Source organism: Gemmatimonadales bacterium (assembly GCA_030697825.1).
Classification (GTDB): Bacteria; Gemmatimonadota; Gemmatimonadetes; order Gemmatimonadales; family JACORV01; genus JACORV01.
This window is the reverse complement of the sequence record JAUYOW010000076.1, coordinates 1-17,756: the sequence shown is the minus strand read 5'-3', so window position 1 is coordinate 17,756 and position 17,756 is coordinate 1. Positions and strand designations below refer to the sequence as shown.

General features: G+C 70.2%; 18 protein-coding genes. 1 reads left to right on the top strand and 17 read right to left on the bottom strand.

All coding sequences use genetic code 11. The features are described from left to right. Nucleotides 1-1,599: hypothetical protein (locus Q8Q85_03995; protein MDP3773406.1), on the top strand; the 1,599-nt coding region annotated here is incomplete at its 5' end. A 66-nt stretch (nucleotides 1,600-1,665) separates the two neighbouring features. Here the strand turns inward: Q8Q85_03995 and recN are convergent. From recN to Q8Q85_03910, 17 genes are all read right to left on the bottom strand, one after another. Continuing rightward, complete coding sequence (gene recN, locus Q8Q85_03990) at nucleotides 1,666-3,324, bottom strand: DNA repair protein RecN (protein ID MDP3773405.1); 1,659 nt, start codon at nucleotides 3,322-3,324, stop codon at nucleotides 1,666-1,668. Further along, nucleotides 3,324-4,187, bottom strand: a complete 864-nt coding sequence (locus Q8Q85_03985; protein MDP3773404.1) for an NAD(+)/NADH kinase — start codon at nucleotides 4,185-4,187, stop codon at nucleotides 3,324-3,326. The genes recN and Q8Q85_03985 overlap by 1 nt, the downstream gene beginning before the upstream one ends. Continuing rightward, a complete protein-coding gene (gene dxs / locus Q8Q85_03980) occupies nucleotides 4,184-6,082 on the bottom strand; it encodes a 1-deoxy-D-xylulose-5-phosphate synthase (protein MDP3773403.1) in 1,899 nt (632 codons plus the stop codon). The genes Q8Q85_03985 and dxs overlap by 4 nt, the downstream gene beginning before the upstream one ends. A 24-nt stretch (nucleotides 6,083-6,106) precedes the next feature. Continuing rightward, nucleotides 6,107-7,024, bottom strand: coding sequence for a polyprenyl synthetase family protein (locus Q8Q85_03975; GenBank protein MDP3773402.1), 918 nt, complete (start codon nucleotides 7,022-7,024; stop codon nucleotides 6,107-6,109). Next, complete coding sequence (gene xseB, locus Q8Q85_03970; protein ID MDP3773401.1) at nucleotides 7,008-7,262, bottom strand: exodeoxyribonuclease VII small subunit; 255 nt, start codon at nucleotides 7,260-7,262, stop codon at nucleotides 7,008-7,010. Before xseB ends, Q8Q85_03975 begins: the two co-directional genes overlap by 17 nt. Beyond that, nucleotides 7,259-8,482 (bottom strand): exodeoxyribonuclease VII large subunit, encoded by a 1,224-nt coding sequence (gene xseA / locus Q8Q85_03965; protein MDP3773400.1) that lies wholly within the window; start codon nucleotides 8,480-8,482, stop codon nucleotides 7,259-7,261. The genes xseB and xseA overlap by 4 nt, the downstream gene beginning before the upstream one ends. After that, complete coding sequence (locus Q8Q85_03960; GenBank protein ID MDP3773399.1) at nucleotides 8,479-9,360, bottom strand: tetrahydrofolate dehydrogenase/cyclohydrolase catalytic domain-containing protein; 882 nt, start codon at nucleotides 9,358-9,360, stop codon at nucleotides 8,479-8,481. The genes xseA and Q8Q85_03960 overlap by 4 nt, the downstream gene beginning before the upstream one ends. A 76-nt stretch (nucleotides 9,361-9,436) precedes the next feature. Further along, nucleotides 9,437-11,008, bottom strand: a complete 1,572-nt coding sequence (rny, locus tag Q8Q85_03955; GenBank protein ID MDP3773398.1) for a ribonuclease Y — start codon at nucleotides 11,006-11,008, stop codon at nucleotides 9,437-9,439. 202 nt (nucleotides 11,009-11,210) lie between these two features. After that, on the bottom strand, nucleotides 11,211-11,510 hold the full coding sequence (locus Q8Q85_03950; GenBank protein ID MDP3773397.1) for a cell division protein ZapA: 300 nt from the start codon (nucleotides 11,508-11,510) through the stop codon (nucleotides 11,211-11,213). Then, nucleotides 11,507-11,809: a hypothetical protein gene (locus Q8Q85_03945; GenBank protein ID MDP3773396.1), complete on the bottom strand. Its 303-nt coding sequence runs from the start codon at nucleotides 11,807-11,809 to the stop codon at nucleotides 11,507-11,509. Before Q8Q85_03945 ends, Q8Q85_03950 begins: the two co-directional genes overlap by 4 nt. Continuing rightward, nucleotides 11,784-14,138: a phenylalanine--tRNA ligase subunit beta gene (pheT, locus tag Q8Q85_03940; GenBank protein ID MDP3773395.1), complete on the bottom strand. Its 2,355-nt coding sequence runs from the start codon at nucleotides 14,136-14,138 to the stop codon at nucleotides 11,784-11,786. The genes Q8Q85_03945 and pheT overlap by 26 nt, the downstream gene beginning before the upstream one ends. Then, the gene (locus tag Q8Q85_03935; GenBank protein MDP3773394.1) at nucleotides 14,135-15,178 is read right to left on the bottom strand and encodes a phenylalanine--tRNA ligase subunit alpha; all 1,044 of its coding nucleotides are present in this window, start codon (nucleotides 15,176-15,178) and stop codon (nucleotides 14,135-14,137) included. Before Q8Q85_03935 ends, pheT begins: the two co-directional genes overlap by 4 nt. 3 nt (nucleotides 15,179-15,181) lie before the next feature. Next, complete coding sequence (gene rplT / locus Q8Q85_03930; protein ID MDP3773393.1) at nucleotides 15,182-15,535, bottom strand: 50S ribosomal protein L20; 354 nt, start codon at nucleotides 15,533-15,535, stop codon at nucleotides 15,182-15,184. Between the two features lie 9 nt (nucleotides 15,536-15,544). Next, nucleotides 15,545-15,736: a 50S ribosomal protein L35 gene (gene rpmI / locus Q8Q85_03925; protein ID MDP3773392.1), complete on the bottom strand. Its 192-nt coding sequence runs from the start codon at nucleotides 15,734-15,736 to the stop codon at nucleotides 15,545-15,547. A gap of 10 nt (nucleotides 15,737-15,746) precedes the next feature. Then, a complete protein-coding gene (gene infC / locus Q8Q85_03920) occupies nucleotides 15,747-16,241 on the bottom strand; it encodes a translation initiation factor IF-3 (GenBank protein ID MDP3773391.1) in 495 nt (164 codons plus the stop codon). Between the two features lie 296 nt (nucleotides 16,242-16,537). Next, nucleotides 16,538-17,032 carry a DNA starvation/stationary phase protection protein Dps gene (dps, locus tag Q8Q85_03915; GenBank protein ID MDP3773390.1) on the bottom strand — a complete coding sequence of 165 codons (495 nt, stop codon included), beginning with the start codon at nucleotides 17,030-17,032 and terminating at the stop codon, nucleotides 16,538-16,540. A gap of 136 nt (nucleotides 17,033-17,168) precedes the next feature. Next, a partial coding sequence (locus Q8Q85_03910; protein MDP3773389.1) for an OmpA family protein occupies nucleotides 17,169-17,756 on the bottom strand: 588 nt, incomplete at its 5' end.

Here is a 17,756-nt window from a genome sequence, read left to right as displayed (position 1 = left end):
CTCGCACTCCCGCGCGCGGCGTTCGCGCAGGGTGAGGACGCCGTGCCGGTGCGCCCGGGTTCGCTGCGGGTGGTCCTCGCGCCGGATTGGGCCCGCTGGAACCGCCGCTTCGGAGCAGGGACTCCAGGCTTCGCGAAGGGCGCCCTCGAGCCCCTCGGCGTGGACTTCGCGTCCGAGTCGCTCGGCGTGGACCGGCTGCCCTTCCTCCAGCCCGTGCAGAGCCGGATCCGGACGCTCCCCGGCCTCTCCGGCTTCGCGCTGAACCTGGGCCGGGCGCGCCTGACGCTGAATGCGAACGTCAGGGTCGTTCCACTCGGCTTCGAGCTCGGCGTGACGCGGCGCCTCTCGCTCTCCCTCTTCGTGCCGCTGGTCCGCAGCCGCGTCGAGGCGTTCCTGCTGGGACCCGTGGACACCGGCGCGGCCAGCGCCGCGACGCGCGGCAACGTCGGGTTCAACCCGGCCTTTCTTGCGCCGGGAGCGCTCGATGCGTTCCGAGAGCAGGTGGACTCGGCGCTCATCGCGCTCCAGACCCAGGCGACCAGCGGACCGCTGGCCCTGCGCGGGCAGGCGCAGGCGACGTTGAGCTCCGTGCAGCCGCTCCTCTGCGGGCTCTACACGCTCGCGGGTGGCAGCGCGGGCAGCAGCACCTCGCTCTGCTTCGCCGCGACTCCGGACGCCATGTCCCCGGTGCTGCCACTCGCCGGCACGGCGGCGGGCGACGCCCTCGCGGCGATGCTGGCGCGGGACCAGGCGAGCTACGAGGCCCTCCGGACCCTGTACGCTGGAGTGGGCGTCGCATTGCCGGCGCTGAACGAGACCTTCGTGCTCCCCGACTCGGCCCTCGATTCCCTGGGCCTGCGGCGGTTCTTCAGTGACCCCGCCGGCCCGCTGGCCGGCGACTCCCTGACCAATGTCCTCCGCACCCGGCTCGGCGACATCGAGGCGGGCGCGACGTACCAGCTCGCCGACCGGCCCCGCTTCCGCTCGCAGGTCGCCGTCACCGTCCGGCTCCCCACCGGGACGCGCGACTCGCCGAACAACCTGATCGACGTCGGCACCGGCGACCGCCAGCTGGACGTCGAGGTCGCGACCCGCAACGACCTGATAGTCGCAAGCACTTTCTGGGTCCACGCCGGAGCCCGTTACGGCCGCCAGTTCGCCGACGAGCTGGTGCGCCGGGTCACTCCGGCCAACCTGCCCTTCGCGCCTTTTTCCAGCCTGGCGCTGGTGCGCCGCGATCTGGGCGACTACGTGGCGATCGACATCGTCCCGAACTGGCGGCTGGACGACGCATTCTCGGTCGGCGTCGGCTACCACTACTTCTCGCAGGGCGCCACCCGGTTCAGCTACGTGGATCCGGACGACGAGACCCGCATCGGGCTGCCGGCGACGGTGCTGGAGCAGGAGACGGCGGTGCGGAGGATGCGGATGGCCGCGGGGATCACGTTCTCGACGCTGGGCCGCTACGCGGAGCACCGGGCGAGCCTGCCGTACACCGTCACGGCGTCGTATCAGAACACGTTCTGGGGCAAGGGCGGCGCGGTGCCGCAGGCCAGCGTCTTCCGGCTCGTGATCCGGGGCTACGTGCGCGTGTGGTGATGAGGTGTGGTGATGAGGTGATGTGGTGATGAGGTGATGTGGTGAGGTGGGGAGCGGGCAACCGAGTCACCGCTGTTTGAGAAGTTCCCGAGCGTGCCGCCTCGCCGTGGTCATCACCCCTCCCAGCATCTTTGCGACCTCGTCGACGCGCGCATCTCCCTCCACGGGCCTGACATCGGTTTCCGCCACGCCACCGGCCGAGGCTTTCGCCACGACCAGATGCCGCGAGGCAGCCGCCGCGATCTGGGGCAAGTGCGTGATCACCAGGACCTGGTGCTCCGATGCGACCGCCGAGAGCGCCTCCGCTACGCGACTGGCGACATGTCCGCCGACTCCCTGGTCCACTTCGTCGAAGACGAGCGACGGAATCGCGTCGTGGCGGGCCAATTCCACCTTGAGCGCCAACATGAGCCGTGAGAGCTCGCCGCCCGAGGCCACGCGCGCCATGGGCCGCGCTCCCATTCCCGGGTTCAGCTCCACCAGGAACTCGATCCGCTCGGCGCCGTAGCGGCCGGCTTTTTCCTGCGGCTCGAGCGCCACGCGGAACTTCCCGTCCGGCATCCCGAGACTGCTTAGGTGCTTCGTGACCGCCCTGCCAAGGTGTTTCGCCGCCGCCAGGCGTTTCGCGCCGAGCGCGCGGCAGCGATCGGCGAAGTCCCGGTCGGCGTCCTCGATGCGGCGCGCCAGGTCCGCGAGATCCGTTCCGGCGGTGTCGAGCAGGTCCAGCTCGCGCCGCGCCTCCTCCCCCGCGGCGACCACTCGCTCCAGCCCGGGGCCGTACTTCTGGTCGAGCCGGAACAGGACGTCCCGGCGCCGCTCGACCTCGGCCAGGCGCGCGGGATCGAGCTGAACGCCGTCGGCGTAGTCGCGCACCGCCCGCGCCAACTCCCCGACGTTGACCGTGGCCGCGTCGAGCATCTCCCGCCATCCGTCGGCGCCCGACGGATCGATGCGCTCCAGCACCTGGAGCAGCCGCGCCGCGTGCCCCAGCGCCGAGCCGGCCGCACGGTCGTCGCCGTCGAGGCACTGGGCCAGGTCCTCGGCGGTATGTCCCAGCTCCTCGGCGTGGCTCAGCCGCTTGGCTTCGGCGTCGAGCGCGTCCAACTCGCCGCTCTTCGGCGCGGCCCGGGTGATCTCGTCGGCTACGTGCTTGAGGTAGTCGGCGCGCCTGCGCGCCTCGGCTTGCCGCGTTTCCAGCCGCCGCCGCTCCTCCATCAAGCGCTCACGCGCCTCGAACGCGGCGACGACGGAGACCGCTTCCGCGCCCGCGTCGCCGAAGGCGTCGAGGATGTCGCGCTGGGCGTCGGGCCGGAGCAGCGACTGGGTCTCATGCTGGCCGTGAAGGTCCACGAGCACCCTGCCAACCTCGGCGAGCACCCCCATCGTGACGGGGCTGCCGTTCACCCAGGCGCGGCTGCGGCCCGAGGCCTGTACCTCCCGTTTGAGCACGAGGTGATCTCCGTCCGCCTCGACTCCAACGGCTTCCAGGGTCTCGAGGATCGCGGTCCGGCCCTCGAGTTCGAAGGCGCCTTCGACGACGGCGCGCTCGGCGCCCGCCCTGACCAGGTCACCGGCGGCGCGCTCGCCGAGCAGGAGCGCTAGGGCGTCCACCAGCATGGACTTGCCCGCCCCGGTCTCGCCGGTGAGGACGTTGAGGCCGGGGCCGAGCTCAAGGCGCGCGTCCGCGATCACCGCGAGGTCGCGCACGCGGAGCTCCGCGAGCATCAGGAGTTCCGGTCGGTGAGGTCGCCCCACGCCAGCTTGTGGCGGAGGCGGCCGAAGAACGACTCGTCGCCCACGCGGGCGAGCAGGACAGGCTGGGTGGCGCGCACAACGGTGACATCCTGGCGCGGCGCGAGGTGCGCGGCGGCCTGCCCGTCTATGGAGACGAGCAATTCGTCAGGCGCCGGCACGGGATCGAGCACCCGGATCGCGATCGTAGCCGAAGCGGGGACCACCAGTGGCCTCACGGCGAGGGTGTGGGGGCAGATCGGCGTGGCGACGAGCGCGTCCACCCCGGGCGTCACGATCGGTCCCCCGGCCGACAAGGAATAGGCGGTGGAGCCGGTGGGGGTCGAGATGATGATGCCGTCGGCCGAATAGGTTCCGACCGGTTCGCCGTCCACGAAGAGGGCGACGCGGATGACGCGGGCGACGCCACCCTTGTGCACCACGACATCGTTGACCGCGAGCGCTTCCTTCCCCTCGTCCCCGACCCGCACGTTGAGCGCGAGCCGCGGCTCTATGGTGTACCGGCCCTTCACGAGCCGTCCGAGCGCTTCGACGGCGCTGTCGGGTCCGGCGCTGGCGAGGAAGCCGACGTGGCCGAGGTTGATGCCCAGGACGGGGATGCCGCGCTGGCAGGCGATTCGCGCCCCGCGGAGCAGGGTCCCGTCACCGCCGAGACTGACGAGGACGTCGAGCGGCTCCTGGCCGTCGAAGAGGTCCGCGCTGTGTCCGGGGACGAGGTCCGCGATCTGCGGCTCGAGCATGAGCCGCGCGCCAAGCTTGGGCGCTTCGGCGATCAGCTTGGCGAGGAGGTCGACCAGGGGCCGGTAACGCCGATTCCCGACGAGCCCGACGTTCATGACGGGATGGAGGCCTCCTCGGCGTGGAGCGCGCGGACCCGGGCGGCGATGCCCTCCGCGGTGAGGCCGACCTCCTCGAGCTGGCGCGCCCGCGGGGCATGCTCGTAGAGGCGGTCCTGCGCGCCCAGCGCGACGACGCGCACGTCCGGCGCTATCGTCTGCACCATCCCGGCGAGATACGCGCCGAACCCGTTCACCACCGTGCCGTCCTCGACCGTGACCAGGAGCTTGTGGCTCTGGACCAGCGCCTCGAGGGTGTCACGGTCGAGCGGCTTCAGGAACCGGCAGTTGACGACCGAGACGTCGAGGCCCTCGGCGGCGAGAGACTCGGCGGCCTTCATCGCGGGCGCGCACATGACGCCCACGGACAGAATGGCGCATTGCCTGCCCTGCCGGAGGACCTCCCAGGTGCCGTAGGGCACGGGAGCCACTTCCGCGGCCGGCGGCGCCTCCACCGGCGCCTTGTCGCGCGGGTAGCGCAGGCAGAATGGACCACTGGTGTGAAGCAGCGCGCACCGCAGGAGTCCGATCAGCTCCGCCCCGTCCCTGGGCGCGGTGACCGTCATCCCCGGCACGGCCAGCATGTACGCGATGTCGTACAGCCCCATGTGGGTCTGCCCGTCGTCGCCCACCATGCCGGCGCGGTCCATGCAAAAGATCACCGGCAAGCGCTGGATCGCGACGTCGTGGATGATGCTGTCGAAGCCGCGCTGGAGGAACGTGGAGTAGATCGCCACGACCGGCCGGATGCCCTGCGTCGCCAGGCCCGCGGCGAAGGTGACGGCGTGGCCTTCGGCGATGCCCACGTCGAAGAACCGGTTCGGCCACTTCTTCTGGAAAATGTTCGTGCCGGTGCCCGAGGGCATCGCGGCCGTGATGGCCACCAGCTCCGGGTGCTCGGCGGCGAGCTGCGTGATCGCCTCACCGAAGATCTTGGTCCACGCCGACGGCCCCGCCGCGGCCGGCTTGAGCTTGCCGGTCTCCGGGTCGTACGGCGCGCGGGCGTGGAACTTCTCGAGGTCCGGCTCGGAGAGCGGGAACCCCTTGCCCTTCTCGGTGATGACGTGGACGACGCGCGGGCCCTTCAGCGTCTTCACCAGGTCGAAGGTGTGCAGCATCGCCTCGATATTGTGACCGTCTATCGGGCCGAAGTACCGGAATCCCAGCTCCTCGAAGAGCATCCCCGGCGACCACATGTTCTTGATGCTCTCTTCCGCTTTCTTGCTGAACTCGACCACGCCCGGCCCCAGCACCTTGGACGATGCCTCGATGAGGTGCTTCACCTTCTCGCGCACCCGGTTGGTGAAGGGCGAGGCGATGATCGAGCCGAGGTACTTGTTGATGGCGCCGACGTTGGGGGCGATGGACATCCCGTTGTCGTTCAGCACCATGATGATGTCGCGGCTGCTGTGCCCGGCGTTGTTCATGCCCTCGTAGGGCATCCCGCAGGTCAGGGCCCCGTCGCCCACGACGGCGACGACGTGGTAGTGTTCGCCCTTGAGGTCGCGGGCCGTCGCCATCCCGAACGCCGCCGACATCGCGGTGCCGGCGTGGCCGGCGCCGAACATGTCGTGCTCGCTCTCCGACCGGCGGAGGAAGCCGTTGAGGCCCCCCTGCTGGCGCAGCGTCGGTAACCGTTCGTTGCGGCCGGTGAGGATCTTCCACGGATAGCCCTGGTGCCCGACGTCCCCCACGATCTGGTCGCGCGGGCTGTCGAAGCTCGTGATCAGTGCGACCGTCAGCTCCACCACGCCGAGGCCGGCGCCGATGTGGCCGCCGGTGCCGGACACCACGTCGATCAGCCGCTGGCGCACCTCGTCCGCCAGAGGCTGTAACTGCTCCCGGGACAGCTTCTTGACGTCTTCCGGACCGCGGATCGATTCCAGCAGGGCCATGCCTTCTGCGACTCCTTGATTCGGTTATGACCGGCGCGAAACCACGAACCGGGCCAGCGCCGCCAGCAGGGGGGAAGATACTCCCCCAGCGGCAAGATGGGCCACCGCGCGCTCCGCCAGCCGTTCGGCCTCGCGCTGGGCGCCCTCGACCCCGAGGAGCATGGGGAACGTGGGCTTGCCCAGTTTCGCGTCCTTCCCTGCCGTCTTGCCGAGCTCGCTGGAAGTGCCGGTCATGTCGAGCACGTCGTCGGCGATCTGGAAAGCGAGGCCGACGTCTTCCCCGAAAGCGCGGTAGGCCGCGCGCCGCGGCTCGGGGACGCCGGCCGCCACGGCGCCGATCTCCACCGACGCGGAGATGAGGGCGCCGGTCTTCCGGGCCTCGATGTCGGTCACGTCGGCCGCAGTCGCGTCGTGCCCTCCCGCGAGCAGGTCGAGCACCTGTCCGCCGATCATCCCGCCGGCGCCGGCGGCCCGGAAAAGGACCAGCGCGATGTCGCGCTCCGAATCCGCGCCGAGGCCGAGCCGACGCGCGCCGCGCATGGCGGCGGCGGCCGCGACCGGCACCATCGCGAACCCGGCGACCGTCGCGAGTTGCACGTCGAACGCGCGGTGGAGCGTCGGCCGGCCACGCCGGAGGTCATCGTCGTCCATGCAGGGGAGATCGTCGTGGACGAGCGAGTAGGCGTGTACGATCTCGACCGCCGCGGCGAGGTCCGCGATGGCGGCATGGGCGCCACCCGCGGTTTCGTACGACGCGATGACCAGCGCAGGCCGGAAGCGCTTGCCTGAGCCCATGACTGCGTAGGAGATCGCCTCGCAGAGTCCGGACGGCGCCTGGGCGAGGATCTCCGCCAGGGCAAGTTCGAGCGCGCGATCGGTCTCCCCGCGCGTGCGCGCCAGGAACGCGTGGATGTCCGGCGCGCGTTCAGCCGTCGAGGTCATCAACGTCCGTGCCGCCGTCGGCGGCTGCACGCAATTGCTTCAACCTGAGTTCCGCCGCGGCGAGGCGCTCCCGCGCCTCCCGCAGCCGGCCCACCCCTTCCTCGAAGAGTGCCAGTGCCGTGTCGAGGTCGAGGTCGTTGGCCTCGAGGGCGCGGACGATGGCTTCGAGGCGGGCGAGGTCGGCCTGAAGGGAGGGAGCGGGACCCTGGGGAGCGGTACCCTCCGGTTCGCGGCTCACGACTCGTCCACCGTGACGGCGTCGACCTCGCCGTCCACTACGCGGAGGTGGAAGGCCGCACCGACCGGGAAGTCGGCGACGCGGCGCAGGACCCGGCCGGCGCCATCGCGGGCGACGCTGTAACCACGGTCCAGCACTCTGAGGGGCGAGAGCGCGTCGAGCGATGCGGTGAGCCGGTCGAGGTCGGCGCGGCGCGATTCCTTGATGGCCGCGCACACCGCCGCCATCCGGATCGCCGCCTGGCCCAGCCGCCGCTGGGCACCGTGCACCCGGGCCGAGACTGCCCCAGAAATCCGGCTTTGCGCGTGGGCCAGCCGGGCGCCCGCCGCGTCCAGGCGACGACCGGCCCGGACCCCGAGAGCGGCCTCCAGCGAGGCCAGCAGCCGCATCACCTCCATGCGGTCCGGCACCGCCTTCTCCGCGGCGGCGGACGGCGTGGCGGCGCGGACGTCGGCGACGAGGTCCGTGAGCGTGACGTCGGTCTCGTGCCCTACCGCGGAGATCGTGGGCATGCGCGCGGCCGCGACGGCCCGCGCGACCTTCTCGTCGTTGAACGCCTGGAGGTCCTCCTTGGATCCCCCGCCCCGCCCAACGATCAGCAGGTCCAGCCGGTCGCAGCGATTCGCCAGCGCGAGGGCGTGGCAGAGGTCGCGCGGCGCATCATCGCCCTGCACTCGGGCAGGGACGAGGACCAGCTCCACCATCGGCCAGCGGCGCGCGATGACGGCGACGACGTCGCGCCAGGCCGCGCCATCGGGGCTGGTCACCATGCCGATCGCGCGCGGGAACGGCGGCAGCGCGCGCTTGCGCGCCGGGTCGAGCAGGCCGTCCTTCTCCAGCGCCTTCCGCGCGCGTTCGAGCGCGATGGCGTAGAAGCCTCCTTCGGTGGTCGGGAGCAGGTCCTTCACGACGAACTGCATGGCACCGCGCGGAGGCCACACGGTCAGGCGACCGCGCGCGAAGACCTTGAGCCCGTTCTCTGGTTCGGCGGGAAAGCGCCGGTTGTCGTTGCGGAACATCGCGCAGCGCACCTCGGCGTGCTCGTCTTTGAGCGTGAAGTACCAGTGGCCCGAGGTCTGGCGGGCGAAGTTCGACACCTCGCCCTCGACCCACGGAGCCGGGAACGCGCGCTCCAGCACTCGCTGCGCCGATTCGGTCAGCTCGAGGACGGAGAGCGGCCGCTCGCGAGGCGCGGCGTCCAGGGACAGCTCGAGGCTCACGCCGCCTGCCTGGCCGCCTGCACGGTGTTCTTCATCAGCAGGGCGATCGTCATCGGCCCGACGCCGCCGGGCACGGGCGTGATCCGGCTCGCGACCTCGGCCGCCTCGCCGAACTTCACATCGCCGACCAGCCGGTAACCCTTCCCGGTCGAAGGGTCGTCCACCCGGTTCACTCCGACATCTATGACGACGGCGCCGGGCCGGATCATGTCGCCCGTGATGACCTCGGGACGGCCCGCCGCCACGACCAGGATCTCGGCGTCCCGCGTGTAGCGGGCAAGGTCCCTGGTCTTGGTGTGGCAGATGGTCACGGTGGCGTTGCCGCCGGGGACGTCCTGGAGGAGCAGGTTCGCCACCGGCCGGCCGACGATCATGGAGCGCCCGACGACGACCGCATGCATGCCGCGCGGATCGACACCGCTCCGGGCGAGCAATTCGATCACGCCGGCCGGCGTGCACGGACGGAACGCGGTCCGGTCACCAGAGACGACTTTGCCCACGTTCACCGGATGGAAGCCGTCCACGTCCTTGGCCGGGCTGAGCCGGTGGATCACCCGGTCGCTCTTGATGTGCTTCGGGAGCGGCATCTGGACCAGGATGCCATGGACCCCGGGATCCGCGTTGAGCCGGTCCACCAGGGCGAGCAGGTCCGCTTCGGGAGTGCCGGCCGGAAGACGGATCGTGTCCGACTTCATGCCCAGCTCGGTGGCGGCCTTGCCCTTCATGCGGACGTACACCTGGCTCGCCGGATCCTCGCCGACGATCACGACCGTGAGTCCCGGCACGACGCCCCGCGACGCGAGTTCCGCGACCTCCGCCCGAAGCTCTTCGCGGATGGCTTTCCCGATGGCGTTCCCGTCGATGATCGTGGCGCTCACCGCTCCCCCATCGCTTATCTCGTCTCGCTCATCACTTATACCTATCACCCATCACGTCACCTGTCTCACCATCAGGTCACTTGGCGTAATCGATGGCGCGAGTCTCGCGGATGACCACGACCTTGATCTGCCCCGGATACTGCAACTCGTTCTCGATCTTGCGCGCGATAGCTTCCGAGAGTTCGGCCGCCTTCCCGTCGTCCACGGCGTCGGGCGTCACCATCACCCGGATCTCTCGGCCGGCCTGGATCGCGAACGACTTCTCGACGCCGGGGAAGCCGTTCGAGATCTCTTCCAGCCTGGTCAGTCGCTTCACGTAGCTCTCGAAGGCCTCGTGCCGCGCGCCGGGCCGCGAGCCCGACACCGCGTCGGCGGCCTGGACGATCACCGAGATCGCCGACTCGTGAGGCACGTCGTCGTGGTGCGCGGCGATGCAGTTGATGACCGTCGCGTTCTCTCCGTACTTGGTCGCCTGCTCCACGCCGAGCTGGACGTGGGTCCCCTCGTGCTCGTGCGTCATCACCTTCCCAATGTCGTGGAGGAGCGCGCCGCGCTTGGTCGTGGCGGCATCGAGCTTGAGCTCGTTGGCCATGATGCCGGCGATCCAGCAGACCTCCTTCACGTGCTTGAGGAGGTTCTGGCCGTACGAAGTGCGGAACTTCATCCGCCCGACGAGCTTGATCAGCTCCGGGTGCAGGCCGTGCACGCCCACCTCGTAGGCAGCCTGCTCGCCGGCCTCCTGGATCTGCTGGTCCACGTCCGCCTGGGCCTTCTTCACTAGCTCTTCGATGCGGCCGGGATGGATGCGGCCGTCGGCGATGAGCCGCTCGAGCGCCAGGCGCGCCACTTCTCTCCTCACCGGGTCGAACGATGATACGGTGACGGCGTCGGGAGTGTCGTCGATCACCACATCCACGCCGGTAGCGGCCTCGAAGGCACGGATGTTCCGCCCTTCGCGGCCGATGATGCGGCCCTTCATCTCGTCGGAGGGAAGCGTGACGGTGGCGACCGTCGTCTCCGCGGTGTGGTCCGCGGCGATGCGCTGGATGGCGAGGGCGAGGATCATCTTGGCCTCGCGGTCGGCCTCGCGCTTGGCCTGGTCCTTGAGGTTGCGGACGAGCGCGGCGGCCTCCGCCTTGGCCTCGCTCTCGATCTCGCGGACCAGCTCCCGCTTGGCCTCCGAGGCCGTGAGGCCCGCGACGGCTTCCAGCCGCCGGCGCTGATCCACCACGATAGTGCGGAGCTCGGTCTCCTGCGCGGCGACCCGCTGCTCGAGGTTAGCCACGTCGGAGACCCGCTTCTCCAGCTCGCGTTCGCGACCTTCGACGAGTTGGAACTTGCGCTCCAGCTGCTGTTCGCGGTCATCGAGGCGGCGTTCGAGCCGGGTGAGCTCCTCGCGGCGCCGGCCGAGCTCCGTTTCGAGCGCTTCCCGCGCCTTGGCGAGTTCGTCCTTGCCGGAAACGAGGAGGGAGGCCCGGAACGCTTCGGCGTCTCGCCGGGCGTCCTCGAGGATGCGGTCGGCAACGGACAACGCGGAAGCTCGGGCGCGCGCCGCCGCCCGCCGCTCAGCCCATCGTCCTACGAAGAACAACGCCGGCCCGGCCACGGCAGCGACGCCGAGGGCGGCGAGAAGAAGCTCGATTGTCATAAGTCACTCCGGCGGCGAGCCGCCCTGAGTGATGGTCGAGAACGAAGTAAGGAAGGGCTAAGGTACGATGGAGAGGGCAGATGTGACAAGGCTGGCCGCCGCTGGGTAGTGCCCAGGCGCTACCCGCCGCTGACCTGACGGTGCTCAGCGTACGGTGATCGTCAGTAGGGGTCAGACCGGACCGCTGACTGACGACTGCCGGTTACGCGCCTACGCTCTGCCTCTTCTGCGGCGGGAGCAACCGGGCCAGATCCGCCGACATCTGCCGGAGCCGGCCCGCCAGCTCCTGCTGCTGCTTCCGCGATTGGAACAACTCGTCCGTGAGCGCCAGCGCCGCGAGGATCGCAGCCTTGTGGCTCTCGACCATCGGCCCCGCCTGGAGGACCCGCCGGATCGCGCCGTCCACGTAAGCTGCGACCTCGCGCGTGTACTCGGGGTCGAGCTCCGAGCGGACCGTGTAGTCCTCGTCCACGATCGTGACCCGCACGGCGTTCTTCTTCATCGGTCCGATCCCCCGTTTCCACTCTGTTGCTCCAGGAACCGCAGGCGGTCCAGCATCTCCGCGACGCGGGTCCGCGCGATCACGACCCGCTGCTCGAGGCCGCGGTTCTCGTCCTCCAGCTCCTTCAGCTTCGAGGGGATCTCCTCGCCCCGCGCCTGGGCACGCTGGAAATCGGCGACCCTGGACTCGGCCGCGAGGGCGCGCCGGCGCCAGCCGGCGAGCTCGGACTCGAGGAGGCGCAGCACCTCCTCGAGCTCGCGGAGCGCGTCTAGCTCAGGCCTCTCGACGCCGGACGCCATGCCGTTGCTCCACCTGCTTGAGGGCCCGCGTGAGCGACTCGTCCACTTCCGCCTCACGCAACGTACCACCCTCTTCACGGAACACCAGACGCCAGGCGACGCCCCGCGTGCCGGCCGCAAGCGGCGCACCGCGATACTCGTCGAAGGGCCAGAGGCGCTCCAGCAGCTTCCCCGCCCCCGCGCGCAGCGTCGCCTCGACATCCGCGGCCGCCATCGTCTCGGGCAGCACCAGCGCGACGTCGCGCTCCACCGCCGGCGACCTCGGCAGCGGCGCCGCGCGCAGTCGCGCGGCCTCGGCCACCTCGACCGCCAGCTCGAACCCGTACACCCGCGCGGCCCACGCGGGACGATCCGCCTCCAGCTCCCGCGCGCCACCCACTACCGCGCCTCCCGCCTCGCGCACCACCAGCTCACCGCCCTCGGCCGCGACAGTCGCGCCGGGATGCGCTACCCGCGCCGTCGCCTCGAGCAGCGCCTTCACGTCGAAGAGATCGAAGTCCGGCGGCTCGGGCTCGCCCCAGTGCGGCGGTCGCCGCGCTCCCGTCACGACCGCGGCGACGCGGATCTGCTCGTCCGGCAGTTCGCCCTCGCGATTCGCGAAGACGTGACCGGTCTCGAGCAGCCGCACGTTGCGCTGCATCTGCCGCCAGTTGTACTCGACCCGACGAACCAGCCCCGGCAGCAGCGCCGAGCGTAGATACGCCTCGTCCTGGCTCAGCGGGTTCACGACCTCCGGCTGCGTATCGTCTAGCTTGGGGCCCAGCGATGAGGTGAGCGCCTCGTGAAGCCCGAGGCCCACCAGTACCCGGCGGAGCCGGTCGGCGAGCCGCTCGGCAGGCGCGTCGGGGACCGTGCCCGGGCGGAACGGCCGGAGATCGTCCGGGAACCGGTCGTAGCCGACAACGCGTGCGACCTCCTCGATGATGTCTATCTCGCGGGTGAGGTCGGGCCGGCATGCGGGCACCTGCACCGCGAGGCGGTCGTCCTTCGGACCGACGACGCACCCGAGCGCCGTGAGCACCCGCTCCACCTCCGCCCTCGCGATCTCCACCCCGAGGACGTGCGCTATCCGCGCGTCCCGCACGAACACCGTGGTGGGCGCGATGGTCGCGGGATACAGGTCCACCGGCGTTCCGTCCACCCGGCCGCCCGCGACGGCGACTATCAGCTCCACGGCGCGGCCGAGCCTCTGCGGCGTGGCATCATGGTCCACGCCCCGCTCGAACCGGTAGCTCGCCTCGGTGTTGAGGCCCAGGGCGCGCCGGGTGAGGCGGGTGCGGGTGGGATCGAAGTAGGCGCACTCGAGCAGGAGGTCCGTCGTTTCCGCCGCGACCTCACTCTCCGCGCCGCCCATCACGCCGGCGATGGCGGTGGCGCGCTGGGCGTCGGCGATGACGGTCATCTCGGGCGTGAGCGCGCGGGTCTGCCCGTCCAGCGTGACGATCGTCTCGCCCGGCCTGGCGCGGCGCACGACGATCGCCGGCCCGCGCACCTTGGTGAGGTCGAAGGCGTGGAGCGGCTGGCCGTTCTCGAACAGCAGCAGGTTGGTGGCGTCCACGACGTTGTTGATGGGCCGCGCGCCGATGGCGCGCAGGCGGTCCTGGAGCCACGCGGGCGAGGGTCCGACCTTCACGCCGCGGATCACCGCCGCCGTGTACCGCGGGCAGCCGCCGGCGTCCTCGATGACGATACGGACGCCCGCGGTCTCCCCGGCGCCGGTGACGCGGGCCGCGCGCGGCACTGACGGCGCCCCGGTGACCGGTGCAAGCTTCACCGGCCGCTTCAGGACCGCGCCCAGGTCCCTCGCGATGCCCTCGTGAGACAGCTGGTCGGGGCGGTTCGGCGTGATCTCCAGCACGAACCGCGTGTCCGCGAGCGGGAGCGCGTCGAGGAGTCGCGTGCCCGGCGTCGCGGCCGTGTCCAGCTCGAGGATGCCGTCGCCGTCCTCCCCCAGCCCCAGCTCTTTCGCCGAGCACAGCATCCCCTCGGAGACCTCTCCACGGATCTTGCGCCGCTCCAGCGGCAGGCCTCCGGGGAGCGTCGTGCCTACCGCCGCGAACGGGTATTTCTTTCCCGCGGTCACGTTAGTCGCACCGCACACGACGTGCTTCACCTCGGCGCCGGCGTTCACCTCGCAGAGCGTGAGGCGGTCGGCGTTGGGGTGCTTGCGCACCTCCAGCACCTCGCCGATCACGACCTCGGCCAGGTCGTGGTGCAACGGCTCCATCGCCTCGACGCCCGCGCCGAGCATGAGGAGCCGGTCGCGGGTCTCGACCGGGTCGAGGCTCGTGCCCAGCAACTCCTCGAGCCAGCGCAGCGAGACGTTCATACCGGGTCCACGAACTGGTCGTGCAGACGCACGTCGGCGTCGAACAGCATCCGGATGTCCGGGATGCCGTAGCGGAGCAGCGCCATCCGGTGCGGACCCATGCCGAACGCCCACCCCGTGTACCGCTCCGGATCCAAGCCGACGTTGACGAATACGTTCGGATCGACCATGCCCGAGCCGAGGATCTCCATCCACCCGGTGTTCTTGCAGGCCGGGCAGCCGGAGCCGTGGCAGATCAGGCATTCGACTTCCATGTCCGCCGAGGGCTCGGTGAAGGGGAAGAACGACGGCCGGAAGCGCACCCGCGTCTGGGGGCCGAAGAAGCGCCTGGCGAAGTACGAGAGCGACGCCTTGAGGTCGACGAAGGTGATGCCTTCGTCCACCGCGAGCGCCTCCACCTGCGAGAAGGCGGGCGCGTGTGACGCGTCGTAGGGGTCCTTGCGGTAGCACATCCCCGGCATCGTCACCCGGATGGGCGGCTGGTAGCTCTCCATGACGCGGATCTGGAGCGGCGAGGTGTGGGTGCGCAGCAGCCGTCCCTCGCCCAGATAGAACGTGTCGTGCAGGTCGAGCGCCGGATGGTCGGGCGGGAAATTGAGCGCGGTGAAGTTGTTGCGCTCGGTCTCCGCTTCGGGCCCCACGTAGCGGGCGAAGCCGAGCTCGGCGAAGATGGCGCAGATCTCGTCTATGACGAGGGTGACGGGATGGATGGCGCCGCGCCATTGGGCGCGGGCGGGCATGGTAAGGTCGAGGCCGGCGGCCCCGCCCTCGCGGGACGCGAGAGCCGCTTCCGCCTGCTCCAGCAGCTGCTCGAGCGCTGTCTTGGCTTCGTTCGCCGCCTGGCCGACTATGCGGCGCGTGTCGGGATCCAGCGAAGGCAGCGTTTTGAGGATGGCGGTCACACGTCCCGCCTTGCGGCCCAAGAACTCCGTCTTGAGCTGCCGCAGCGCCTCGCGCCCCGGGGCGGACCGAATGCTCGACTCCGCCTCCGCCCTGAGTGCGGCGAGCGCGGCGACCGGGTCAGCCGACGCGCCGCTCACCTGTCAGTTCTGGCTCTTCGCCAGCTCCGCGAGCTTGGTGAACGCATCCGCGTCGCGAACGGCCAGGTCCGCCATCACCTTCCGGTTGATCTCGACGCCGGCCTTCTTGAGGCCGTTCATCAGCTGGTTGTACGAGAGGTCGTTCTGCCGGGCCGCGGCGTTGATCCGCGTGATCCAAAGCCGCCGGAACTGCCGCTTCTTCTGGCGCCGGTCCCGGTAGGCGTAGGCCCATCCGCGCTCGACGGTTTCCTTGGCGGCCTTCCACAGCTTGGAGCGCCCGCCGCGGGCGCCGCGGGCCTCCTTCATGATCTTGTTCTTGCGCTTGAGGCGCACCACGTTGCTCTTGACGCGTGGCATGGTCGTCTCCTAGGTCGACAGCAGCTGCTTCAGCCGCCGCTCGTCTGCGTGCGAGGCCACGGTCGCCTTCCTGAGATGGCGCTTCCGTTTGGCCGTCTTCTTGGTCAGGATGTGGCTCTTGAAGGCATGGCGGCGCCGGACCTTCCCTCTTCCGGTCAGCTTGAAACGCTTCGCCGCGGCCTTTTTCGTCTTCTTCTTCACCCGTCGCTCCCTATCTCGGCGTCAACAGCATCGTCATGTTCCGGCCCTCGAGCTTGGCGTCCTGCTCGACCTTGCCGATGTCGCCCAGGAATTCGGCGACCCGGTCGAGCACCTTCCGCCCCAGCTCGGGGTGCGCCATCTGGCGGCCCCGGAACATCATCGTGACCTTCACCTTGTTGCCCTCGGCCAGGAACTCCTTCGCGTGACGGCACTTGAACTCGAAGTCGTGCTCGTCTATGCCCGGCCGGAACTTGATCTCCTTGAGCTGGATCGCGTGCTGTTTCTTCTTCGCGGCCCGATCGGCCTTCGCCTGCTCGAACTTGAACTTCCCGAAGTCCATGATGCGGCAGACCGGGGGGCGCGCCGTGGGCGCCACTTCAACCAGGTCGAGCCCTCGCGCTTCGGCCGCCGCGATGGCTTCGTCCACCGTGATGATCCCGAGCTGCGCCCCGTCCGGAGCGATTACCCGGACCGGGCTGATGCGGATCATGCGGTTGACGCGCAAACGGTTTTTTTGATCGAGCTGCGGTCTTTCTAGAATGGGGCTCGCCTCCAGCTAGGGACACCAAAACAAAGCGGACTCCGACGCCTCCGGAGTCCGTGAAATGACCGCGCCCGCGCCACGCGGGAGCGTCCTCATTGCCGGGACCCGGATCCGCCACCCACAGTGCGGGGGCCGGAGGGTGAGGAGCCGCCAGGCTCCTGCTTGCTTGTCCGGGCAAAAGGTAGGCGCGGCCTCCCTGGGTGTCAACGCCGCCGCGGGTTCTCCGCTTCGCGGGCCTTCCCACCAGGAGACGCCGGCTAGGCCTGGAGGTGGGTCCACTCCAGGAACCAGAGCGCCTTGTCCAGCCCCCTCGACATCTCCGTGAGCAGGTCGGCCGTGTCGGCAGCCCCGCTCGTCGCGGCGGTTTCAATGGCCGCGCGGGTCGTCGTGGTCGCCGTGGCATAGCGAACGGCGAGCGCCTCGACGCACGACATGCCGTTGAGGGTCCCGGTCGGCAGCTCGGGCAGACGTGACGCGCCGGCCGCCATCCGCACGGTGCCCCTCGCGGTGCCTCCGATGGCCGTCACCCGCTCGGCGATCGTGTCGACGTACTCCACGAGCTTTTCCGCGAGATCGTCGAACAGCAAGTGAAGCGGGTAGAACTGCGGGCCCTTGACGTTCCAGTGCGCCTGCTTGACCTGGCTGTACAGATCGAACGTGTCGGCGAGCTGCTGGTTCAGCAGCTCCACCATCTGCTCCCGCAACTCCAGCGGAACGAAGATCCGGGTGCCGAACATCTGCGGCTTTTCCATGACGTGGCCTCCGTCGCTTTGGGGGTCACCCCCGTGGGAGGCGGGGGCGGCGGGGCCGGAGCTGGCCCCGGCGCGAGCGCGGGAGCCAGAACTTCTCCGACTCCCGCGGTCAGCGCGCTAACCTCTGGGGATCGCGCTACGGCACCGGCGGGCCGGTTGGGGGCGGGGGAATGCGCCTGAGCTGTACGCGCCGGTTCGCCGCGCGGCCTGCGAGCGTTTCGTTGGTCTGCACCGGGCGATCCGGACCGAAGCCGGTGGCGGTCATGCTGCCGCCCGGCACACCCTTGCTGATGAGGTAGTCCGCCACCGTCTGCGCGCGGGCCTGCCCGAGGCGCCGGTTGAGCTCGGCCGAACCGCGGCTGTCGGTGTGGCCTTGCACCTCCCACCGCGAGCCCCCGGTCGCGACGATGGCGACCGCGACGCTGTCGAGGAGCGGCAGGGATTGCGGCAGCAGCGTGGAGGTGTTGGTACGGAACTGCACGCGCAGGACCATCTGATCGGCCTCACTTGCGGGCAGCTGGATCAACGAGCAGCCGACGGAATCCACCGGCCGGCCCACGGGCGAGTTGGCGCAGCGGTCACGGTTATCCGGGACCCCGTCGTTGTCCGTATCGGGAATCACCGGGCAGCCGTTGGCATCCACGCGGGTGTTGGCCGTCGTGTTGGGGCAGCGGTCGAGGTTGTCGGCCACGCCGTCGGCATCGGTGTCGCGCGGGCAGCCGTT